The sequence below is a fragment of the Paenibacillus foliorum genome, from assembly GCF_013141765.1.
Taxonomy (GTDB): domain Bacteria; phylum Bacillota; class Bacilli; order Paenibacillales; family NBRC-103111; genus Paenibacillus_S; species Paenibacillus_S foliorum.
On sequence record NZ_WHOD01000107.1, the window covers coordinates 1 to 9,719 of the forward strand.

At 40.2% G+C, this 9,719-nt stretch carries 13 protein-coding genes; 2 read left to right on the forward strand and 11 right to left on the reverse strand.

Features of this window, described 5'->3' with window-relative positions; translation table 11 throughout:
* Window positions 1-65: 65 nt before the first annotated feature.
* The 4 genes from GC093_RS28825 to GC093_RS28840 form a co-directional block, all read right to left on the reverse strand.
* Window positions 66-626, reverse strand: coding sequence for a GNAT family N-acetyltransferase (locus GC093_RS28825; protein WP_171655397.1), 561 nt, complete (start codon window positions 624-626; stop codon window positions 66-68).
* Between the two features lie 158 nt (window positions 627-784).
* Entirely contained in the window at window positions 785-1,195 is a 411-nt protein-coding gene (locus GC093_RS28830) for a GNAT family N-acetyltransferase (RefSeq protein ID WP_171655398.1), read from the reverse strand.
* 132 nt (window positions 1,196-1,327) lie between these two features.
* Window positions 1,328-1,801 carry a GNAT family N-acetyltransferase gene (locus tag GC093_RS28835; protein ID WP_171655399.1) on the reverse strand — a complete coding sequence of 158 codons (474 nt, stop codon included), beginning with the start codon at window positions 1,799-1,801 and terminating at the stop codon, window positions 1,328-1,330.
* Window positions 1,802-2,183: 382 nt separating this feature from the next.
* A complete protein-coding gene (locus GC093_RS28840) occupies window positions 2,184-2,930 on the reverse strand; it encodes an NADPH-dependent F420 reductase (RefSeq protein ID WP_171655400.1) in 747 nt (248 codons plus the stop codon).
* 176 nt (window positions 2,931-3,106) lie between these two features.
* Between GC093_RS28840 and GC093_RS28845 the strand changes: the two genes are divergently transcribed.
* Complete coding sequence (locus GC093_RS28845) at window positions 3,107-3,466, forward strand: winged helix-turn-helix transcriptional regulator (protein WP_056837634.1); 360 nt, start codon at window positions 3,107-3,109, stop codon at window positions 3,464-3,466.
* Between the two features lie 219 nt (window positions 3,467-3,685).
* On the opposite strand, the gene GC093_RS28850 is transcribed toward GC093_RS28845, so the two are convergent.
* The 7 genes from GC093_RS28850 to GC093_RS28880 form a co-directional block, all read right to left on the reverse strand.
* Entirely contained in the window at window positions 3,686-4,822 is a 1,137-nt protein-coding gene (locus GC093_RS28850) for a Gfo/Idh/MocA family protein (protein WP_171655401.1), read from the reverse strand.
* Between the two features lie 340 nt (window positions 4,823-5,162).
* Window positions 5,163-5,546, reverse strand: a complete 384-nt coding sequence (locus GC093_RS28855) for a GNAT family N-acetyltransferase (RefSeq protein ID WP_216624901.1) — start codon at window positions 5,544-5,546, stop codon at window positions 5,163-5,165.
* Between the two features lie 273 nt (window positions 5,547-5,819).
* Entirely contained in the window at window positions 5,820-6,443 is a 624-nt protein-coding gene (gene plsY / locus GC093_RS28860; protein WP_171655402.1) for a glycerol-3-phosphate 1-O-acyltransferase PlsY, read from the reverse strand.
* A gap of 122 nt (window positions 6,444-6,565) precedes the next feature.
* Window positions 6,566-7,216, reverse strand: coding sequence for an HAD family hydrolase (locus tag GC093_RS28865; protein WP_171655403.1), 651 nt, complete (start codon window positions 7,214-7,216; stop codon window positions 6,566-6,568).
* A 74-nt stretch (window positions 7,217-7,290) separates the two neighbouring features.
* Entirely contained in the window at window positions 7,291-7,473 is a 183-nt protein-coding gene (locus GC093_RS28870) for a hypothetical protein (RefSeq protein ID WP_171655404.1), read from the reverse strand.
* 285 nt (window positions 7,474-7,758) lie between these two features.
* On the reverse strand, window positions 7,759-8,301 hold the full coding sequence (locus tag GC093_RS28875; protein WP_246315594.1) for a GNAT family N-acetyltransferase: 543 nt from the start codon (window positions 8,299-8,301) through the stop codon (window positions 7,759-7,761).
* A 164-nt stretch (window positions 8,302-8,465) separates the two neighbouring features.
* Window positions 8,466-8,717 (reverse strand): hypothetical protein, encoded by a 252-nt coding sequence (locus GC093_RS28880; protein WP_171655406.1) that lies wholly within the window; start codon window positions 8,715-8,717, stop codon window positions 8,466-8,468.
* 110 nt (window positions 8,718-8,827) lie between these two features.
* Here GC093_RS28880 and GC093_RS28885 point away from each other — a divergent pair, with 110 nt between their 5' ends.
* A complete protein-coding gene (locus tag GC093_RS28885; protein ID WP_171655407.1) occupies window positions 8,828-9,514 on the forward strand; it encodes an MBL fold metallo-hydrolase in 687 nt (228 codons plus the stop codon).
* Window positions 9,515-9,719 lie beyond the last annotated feature (205 nt).

Consider the following 9,719-nt stretch of genomic DNA (forward strand, 5'->3'; position numbering starts at 1 on the left):
TAACAAAAGGTCAGTCTGCTGAAGCAAACTGACCTTTTGTTATTCAACTATAGTTCTCCGTTAGTTTAACTTATCTTCCCAAATATGAATGTATTCCTTAGCTCATTTCCATCTACCGATACATCTTCATTTTTGATAATACCCTCGAGTTCAAACTGTAATCTCTCAGGTATTAACTTACTTCTAATATTTTTAGTATCACAACGTATTTCCAATCTTCGAGCATTCAACCGACTAAAAGCAAAATCAGAGATGCCTTTAACTGCTTCAGTCATATATCCATTGCCACTAAAACATGTATTTATCCAATATCCAATTTCAAATTTCCTTACATCCCAATCTATGTTATGTAAGCTTGAGGTAGCAACGAATTGTCCCGTTTCTTTCAAGAACACAAGGAATCTTAGATTCTCGCGACTTAAAAATCTTACATGTGCCTCTCTAACTTCAACTTCAAAATCATATTCGGTTTGTTCATTTTGTGCAAACTTCATCCAAGGTTTCAACTCTACTATCGAAGCATTAACGGCTTCAAACACAACCTTTCCATCCCCTGGTTTTGGCATTCTAATTACTAATCGTTCTGTGTAAAACTCTTCAGGAAAATCAATCATAATTGGTTTCATAACATTCCCCTTTGGTTTATTCCTATCATACAAAATAATCCAAATATATGGTACTAATTACTTTGTCCAGCTACTACCAAACCTGCTTGTTAGTGTAACGCAGCTGCCGATTCATGCCGGCAGCTTCACCTTGTTTCATATTGAGCTAACGTTCCCAGTTAGCTTAACTTCTTGGTAAGAAGTATTTCCAACGGTTGTGCATCAAGTATTAAGCATCCTGCATCCTTGTATCCTAGTTTTCTATAAAAATGCTGGGCTCCTTCATCAGCTTGAGTGGATGTCATAATCAAATTGAAGCCTCTCTGTTTCATTTGATCTTCCCAGAAGAGGACAACTTGCTTTCCAGCACCCTTTCCTCGATATTGTTCATCGACCCAAATCATATTCATGAAAGGGGTGTTGTCCCAAAAATATCCAAACCTCATCCATCCGATATTACTTCCATCTTGGTTCCGCAGAATGTATACTTCATTTCCCTTTATTTTTGACAGTATTAAGCTCTCAGAAATATGATTATCACGTTCTCGTATGTATCCAAAGTCTGAGTCAGTTGCAAAGACGATCCTCATCTTTATTCCTCCTTTGCGTCACATAATTATCCAATAGCATTCCTAACCGAATCCATTTGAACTCTACTGTTAGTCACTGCAATGACGGTTGCCCCGAGGGAGCTGTTTTGGTGTTGCACTATCGTTTTCCGGTTAGTTCAGGATCTTTACCAACTGAATTGTTCCACCTTGCCATAGCTCGGTATAAACCTTTTCAATACTAAAACCATGTTTTTTATAAAATTCAACAGTTTGCTGATACACTGGCTTCGAGCTGGGCGGTACTGTTAAAGCAACGATTTTACTAAAGCCCATCTCTTTTACGTGTTCAAACAAATGCAACAATAATTTGGAACCGAATCCCTTGCGATGATACCTCGGGTCTGTACCTAGTAATGAAATGGATATTGAGCCTTCTGCACTCGTAAAGACTATAAAGGATATTACTTGTCCATCACTCTCAGCACACAGTACATCATGAAATATTAAATCTTTACAAATCTCCGCTGCAACATCCTCTGTAAACCAAACACCTGTCAAAGAATTTATTATTTGATTAATCTTTTGCACAATAGGGTTGCCAAATCTAGTTGGTCTTTCGTAAAGTTTTATTGAAAAGTCCATCATAACAATCGCCCTCTTCTCATGGGAATTCCCATCTTTTCATGGAACATTGTAACATATTTCCATTGGGAGGGTGTTGAAGTAATCTGCCCGTTAGCACAACGCGGCTGCCGATCCATCCCGGCAGCCGCGTTTGAGTTGTTTGTTAAGCTATAGTTATCCGTTAGCTTAACAAACTTTTGACATCAAAATCCCAATGGAATGTATATTTATTGCATAACAAGCCGAAGGAATTACGTGAACTTATGGTACAAACATTAGAGATTTGTGCATTTAAACCAATCGGATGAAACTACAAAGAGGACTGCTTAAGAGCAGCCCTCCTTGTAAGTAACGACTCCCATTATTTGAACTTCAAACACATCAGTTCAATAATGGTTCTAACTTATGAATTGTATATTTCTTTGTTTAAATTCACAACATCCCTATGCGAAAATGCAACTTCTTTTTTTTCTGCAAGGAGCTCTGCAAACCTTTCCATCACCTTATCTCGTAGTAATGGTGCTTTTTCTTTATTAGCCTTTTTTAATGCTATTGTTAGTTCATCTTTTGTTAGCTCTGTGCAGTAAGCAGGAGTTCCTGGCTGTTGTCTCCAAGAGTCACTTAAAGAACCACTATCTACTGCGTCGAAGCCAAGCTCATTTACTACATCCATGATTATTTGTTTTTGTGACTGGTCATTACCAGCTATCGCTATGGCAATGCGTCCACTAGTACCTTCGGGAGTTCCTTCATTTTCTAAAGTAAAGGCTAATAAATTGTTGAAAGCTTTAATTATAGGTCTACTTAATTGTTTAAAAACCCAAACACTTTCAACCATCCCGTTCTCAATTTCTTCGATTTTATTGTCTCTAAAAGGATAATAATTTGAAGTGTCTACAACGACGACTTCCTCCCCCACTTTATCTACAACGTTGCGAATGCTTGGCAGTGCGTGGAAAGGAATAGCAATTATAAGAACATCAATATTTGTAATTACATCTTCTACACTCACAGGTGTTCCTGTAACTTCTTTTCCTTCCAGACGTTCAATCCCACGAGCATCTGCAATTTTGACATCATGTCCATTCTTAACTAATTTTTTAGAAATATTTGACCCGATTGGTCCTGCACCTATAATTCCAAATCTCATTTTAATTCCTCCTAATTAATATCCTATTCTTCCAATTCTAAAAGAGTTATATTCCCTCGATTGAGTAATTTGGTTACATGCACTAGAATATATTCATTGCTCGTATTTTTGAAGAGGGCAATAATAATTGACATAGTACATTTTTTTGTACCTAACAGCAGAATGAAGGTGAAAAGGTGTCTAGAATATGTAAGGATGGATTTGATGAAGAATGTATAAAGGAACAAAGAGAAGTATATGGCATTGCCTATACCCAAAATATACTTTCGGGACGTTGGAAATATCTGATTCTTTGGTTTTTGAAGTTTAAAGAGCGTCGTTATAATGAAATCAAAACTTTTTTAGGGGGGATTTCACAAGGGTCTCTAACAAAGCAACTACGAGAACTAGAAACAGATGGCTTAATTAATCGCAAAATTTATCCAGAAGTGCCTCCGCGTGTTGAATATTCATTAACATCAAAAGGGGAGGCATTGATTCCTATTATTGATTTAATGGAAGAATTCGGGAAGAGGTTTGGCGATAAAGTAGACTGACCATATTATTAAACTACCCTCTCCGTTACTTCAATGGACAACGGCAGCCGATCGTGTAGCCGGCTGCCGTCGCTGCATTGAACTATAGTTTCCCGTTAGCACAATGACCTTTATTGAGCGTTCGTTCTCTGCTAGTCCAATTAAAAATAACCTCTCCTTTCATATAAGAGAGGTATTATCAATTATGGGCATTTCCCCATTAGCAATACAGAGAAGAACTTATATCCCTAACTTCCTCCAACCGTTCCCACGTCGAATTGCATCAATTGCACTTTGATAAATATATCCATCGTAAAAAGTAAGATATGGACGATGTTGCTCACCTTGTATATCTGCAATAAAATCACGAGCCAAAGCACTCCACATATTCTGTACCGGGTTTCCTGAATCGGGCATTCCGTCCAGAAGCCGCTGAGGAACAGGCAAAATCTTTGGTTCATTTTCTCCCGCACACAACTTTGATACGGTGTAGCCGTTAGTATAAAAACCAATCAAAACTAATGTCCCAGATTCACCATAAAGAGTGATTTGAGGCGGATGAACGGAGGTGCCAATCCCGTCGTTACCCTGAATATTAACAGCAATCTCAACTCCACTAATAGAACTGAAACTGAGCAATGCCGTAAAAGCCCCGTCAGAGTCACAATCACGCCATTCCAGTTTTTCAGCTTCCTCTAGTGTTGGAGTGTTCTGTCTTCGAAAATCATGTATATCATGCAGAACAACTGGAGCACGGTCCCGAAGTACACGCGCCTCACCTGTAACTCTTAACGGAAGTCCACCGGTAATATTCGCGAGAATCCCCAGAATGTGCGGCAGACCATTGTTAAGTAAGCCTCCGCCAGTTTCCAATCTACTCCACCATGTCCAAGGCTTTAGATTGCCTCCACGAAATATCCGATAGGAGCAATCAATTTCTCGAATCTTTCCAATTGAACCCGATAACGCAAGTTCCGAAAACCACATTATACTCGGGTCATATTTCCAGGTAGCGGCATAAGCATGTTTGACACCCGCTTGTTGGACCAATTCCCATAGTACCTTGGCTTCTTCTTCGTTAATTGCTAGCGGCTTGTCGCATAGAATATGGCACCCCAGTTCTGTCGCCTCCTCTATTACCTCCCGTCGAAGGCTTGCAGGGGTGGCTATCGCCACTATATCTGGCTTAATAGATTTCAACGTTTGACGCCAATCAACCGATGCTTCCGGTATTCCAAGTCTTTGGGCGACTTCACACACAACCTCCTGTTTTCTTGCACAAATTGCCACAACATTAACACCATAGGACTGAAGTGCTCGTGTATGCCCCTCACCAGCCCACCCTGCACCAATGACAACTGCCTTCAAATTATTCATGGTTTCTCCCCTTACGTATAAATAACTTATCCTCGTATAAAAAATACTCCTAGCGATTCAAATAAATTCCATGTTTTATTCATCTAGTAGGAACTGCTACTCGAATTATGGTTGGCGACCCTAATTCACGTCACAGTAGTCCATACTATGCACATAAACTAAACTTCTATTTGTAGTCGAATTCAGTGATATGTTTAGGTATAGTTCGGTGAACCGTATCACAAATAGGTAGCGATAATAAATAGCCATTCCACCACGCTCTACTGCCCGTTAGCACAACGCGGCTGCCGATCCGTACCGGCAACGCGTTCGTGTTGAGCTATAGTTATCCGTTAGCTTATTAATTGATTTTTTTTACACATAAAAAACGCTCAACGCCCGGATACTTTTCTCCTAAACTTTTTATTATAAATCCACTCGATCTATAGAAATTAACTGCGTCTTTATCAGTTTCCGCTTCAAGTGAAGTAATATCGTTTATCGATATTACTTCATCAATTAATTTGCGTCCGATCCCGGTTCCCCTCAGGTTATGATCCACAGCAATATGCAGAATCATTGCGTGTTTTTCTTCTGGATTTAGTTTTAATCCAATAATTGCAGTTGCAGCTGCATCTTGTGTTTCTTGATAGTATGCATACACAGCACGCAAAGGATTTTCCTCGTATGCCTTTACGATTCTGTTGATCTTCTCTGTATCAGGTTTATAAATGCATTGCGCCAATACATTAGTAATGTCTGATGTAAATGCTTTAACCTTTTTTTAATAAAACATGGCGTTACCATCACCATCCTTTCTTAATCTGTCCCAGTAAAGGTATTCGGAAAACGATTAAATTATCCTCCGTTAACGTAATGAAGCCGCCTATCATAGCTGGCAGCTTCATCCTGGTTGTTTATTCAGCTTTCGTTCGCGCAGTTAGAAATTGACTGTGGACCTTATCTCAATAAAATAGACAGCTAGAATCCCTCATTTACAACCAACGCAACGAAAAAGTCAAAAAGTAAGTTTATTTTCTGTTCCTGAAAGCAGCCTTTGTATATTTCCCATATGCCTGAAAATAACCATAAACGCCATTAGCCATGCAAATATATAAAAATAAAAGGTATTCCCAAAAACGGGAATAAATGAAATGGCCCCGAAAAGCAAAGTAGCACATATTGTGCCTAAAGAAACATAACGGGTTAAGGCTACTATTATCACAAAAAGTCCAAGGGACAAAAGGGCCATAACCCAGTCAACCATAAACAGCACAGCCACTGCTGTAAGTGCCCCTTTGCCTCCTTTAAACCCAAAATATACCGGCCAGTTATGTCCTATAACGGCTCCTGCGCCTGCCGCTAATAGGCTTACACAATCATTAGCATCCCCTGAATAAAAGTAAACGCCAAGGAACAAACCTACAAAACAAGCAATTATCCCTTTTAATATATCTCCCGCAAGAACAAACACCGCAGCTGATTTCCCAAGTACTCTCAGAGTATTGGTAAGCCCGGCGCTTTTGCTTCCATGGCTTCTTATGTCCTTGCCGTATATTTTCCCTACAATTACCGCTGTATTTAGACTACCTAATAGGTAGCCCAAAGCTAAGGCCATAAAAAGCTTAAAAATATCAATCATCACTTCACTTCTCCTTTACATAGACTTGGTTACCGAAATATTCCATACGATTACTAAATAATCCTGCCTGTTACTTCAATGAAATTAAAAAGGAGCTGCTTTATGCAACTCCTGCGCTATCGTTATCCGTTTAATAATATTTCAATTAACTGGTTTGGATTATTAAATAAAAATGTTGGGTTTAGTGGGGAAAGCCTTTCAAGTTTACCTTCTCCCCAAAGAGCCGCAACGCTAGTCATGTTTGCGGCATGTGTGGCTTGTATATCTGTCGGCTGGTCTCCAACATACAAACACTGCTTTGGCTGTATATTAAGTTTTTCAGCTAATTGTAATAAAGGAACAGGACTTGGTTTAAAATCAAGACAATCTTCCTTTGCCAAAACTGCCTCAAAGAAAGAAAACAACCGCGTGTTTCGTAATTCTGTCTCTGCATTTTGTTTCAATTTAGAAGTGACAATCCCAAGTTTAAATCCATTTTCATGGAGGATTTTAATCATTTCCCGAATCCCACGATATTCTTCAATCAGATGATTATATTTTCTATAGTAGACTAATGTTTCTTCAATAATCTCTTCTTTTTCGGAAGATGATAACCATGGGAATACAATATCTAAAGCGTTAAACGGTTTTCCGAGTAAGAATTGTTTTTCAGTTTCGTTCATTTCTCGATTTAAGACTTTTTGAATCCCGTAATTATAAGCTTCTGTACCCAGTCCCTCACTATTAATTAAAGTACCGTCTAAATCAAAAAAAATACCTTTAAATCGGCTCATCTCAACTCAGCTCCCTCTCTCATCTCAACTCAACTTTTCTCAAACCTATTCCCAATTATATCCTGCTTCCATATTTAAAAACAATCACGAATACTGCCCGTTAGCCACCCATGCAGCGCAAGAACGGCGCTGCACCACAGAGGATGAAAATGGGTCCCTCTGTCTATACTGTTTGTACGGCTGGCGAAGAAGGTCGATAAGCTATGGTGCCATAGAGCCCAACCGTTAGTCTGACTCCGACCACCACGGTGCATCACAGAATGTCGCACCCTTTATGGGTAGCACTCATGGGGGATTAATCCTTTTTTGGTTGTTGCACCAGCCCTGCCTTTATTTGTTGTCAGTGATTGTTTTGCTAGAAACAGATCTACCAATCTCTATATGATTGCTCACATGGCTCAGCCTTTTTTTTAAAAGTGTTATTCTGGGTCTGTTTTCTTATGCTCTTTTACTGGTTTTGAGCTAATTTAGTTTTCATGGGAGCTTAATAAAAACCTGCCGAGGCAGTACTGCTCCTTATTTTGTTCAACTATAGTTACCCTTTAGCGTAATAAATTTGGATTGGCCATCTCATAAAGGACGAGGTCTTCATAAACTTCTGACTTTAATATATGTTTAGGAAGTATCTCCTTGAATTTCATTCCGATTTTACTCATTACTTTGTAGGATGCTGGATTTTTTGTCATTGCGGCCGCATATATACGATTTAATCCTAGTTCTTCGAAGCCAAAAACAACAATCCTCTTGGAGGCTTCTGTAGCAAACCCTAGTCCCCAATAGGGGCGCCCCACCCAATACGCTAGTTCCGCTTGATTATCTGTTTTGGAAACACGTAAACTAACACATCCAATCAGTTCATTGTTCTCTTTTCCAACTAATGCAAAAGAATAGATAGTGCCTATTTCAGTCGCACTACGTGTACGTTCAATCCATGCTTCTGCTGCCCCGTCCGGATAAGGATGCGGAATGGAAAGAGTCGTTCGGGCAACCTCTTCATGCCCAGCTAATTCCTGAACTGACTTAGCATCCGCCAACTGAAACAATCTCAGAAATAATCGTTCTGTTTCACAATCGGTCTGTAACAAGTTCTCACTCCCCCTAAAACCATATATCCTATAAAATACCATTTATTACAGACAAATGACTACTAAAATTCCTGCCCTTTAGCTTAATGAAAAAGGGAGCAGCTGCCGCTTGCAAACTGCTCCCTGGTTCGTTGCACTAACGTTATCCGTTAGTTCAAAAACGACTACTGCTTAAAATAGTCGGCGATCGCATCTGGCAGTTTACTCTCAATGTGAGTAAGCCCGAATTGTCCATCCTTTTCAATTTTGGGGTAATAAGAATTTCCATCCCCATCATGGCATACATATACGAGATAACCAATAACATTTGTTATCAACCCAGCAGCCTTGCTGTCGAATTTTACAACAACCACATCAGCTCCCGCTTTGACTAGCAGGCTGCAGGCTTCTTTTCGCAAACATGCTCCAGCCTTCATGACATGGCCATAGATTCGCTTTTTTCTTCTTCCAGCAAGAAAGAGGTTGATTTACTTTGGACATAGAGGAATAATTAGATCATATACAAATTTAATAAGGTGGTGTCGACTTGGCTCGAACAGACATAGGCATTAAGACCATCCAACTTACCATGGAAAATCGCAAAAACCCTTTCTTTCTAACCGTCCTATGGGACGCTCAAGACATCGTTCTCGTCGATGCCGGGCTTCCTGGTCAAATGGAGCTAATTCGCGCCGCGTTCCAAGAAGCAGGAATTCAGTTCGAGAAATTAACCAAAATCCTTATTAGCCATCAAGATTCGGATCATATCGGCAGCTTACCCGATTTGGTACAAGCATTCGGCGACCGGGTTCAAGTGCTTGCCCATAAAACCGCTATCCCTTATTTGGCTGGTGCACTCCCCCTAGACAAGAGCAAGAAGCTCGTCAGAACACCGATCAAAGTCGACGTCGCCTTGCACGACGGAGATATCCTGCCTTTCGCTGGTGGCATCCGCGTGGTGTTTACGCCAGGCCATACGCCGGATCACACGTCCTTCTACCATATTCCAAGCAAGACGTTAATCGCCGGCGATGTATTAAGGGCACAAGACGGCATCCTGCAGTCGTACAGCCCAATCTATACGCCGGATCAAGTCACAGCGCTGCAATCCATAGCTAAATTTCAAGTGCTGGATCTCTCCAAAATAATTGCCTACCATGGCGGTGAATGCATGGATAACTTGCAGGATCGCCTGCAAGCTATTCTCGACGTGGGTCCGGTCGAGAATGAGTAGCCACTCCCCGCTTTATACCGACGTGAACATGGAGAAAGGACAGCTACATGGCTTCAGCAACCATGAAAACTGTCCTTTACTTCTATTTATTAATTTAGGCTTGATAAAAGACGGTGTAGCATGCCAAAAATAGAATCAATGACAACCGGTAGCCGATCGGCTACCGGTTTGTTGCTGAACTAATTTGTTGCTGAACTAACGTTTC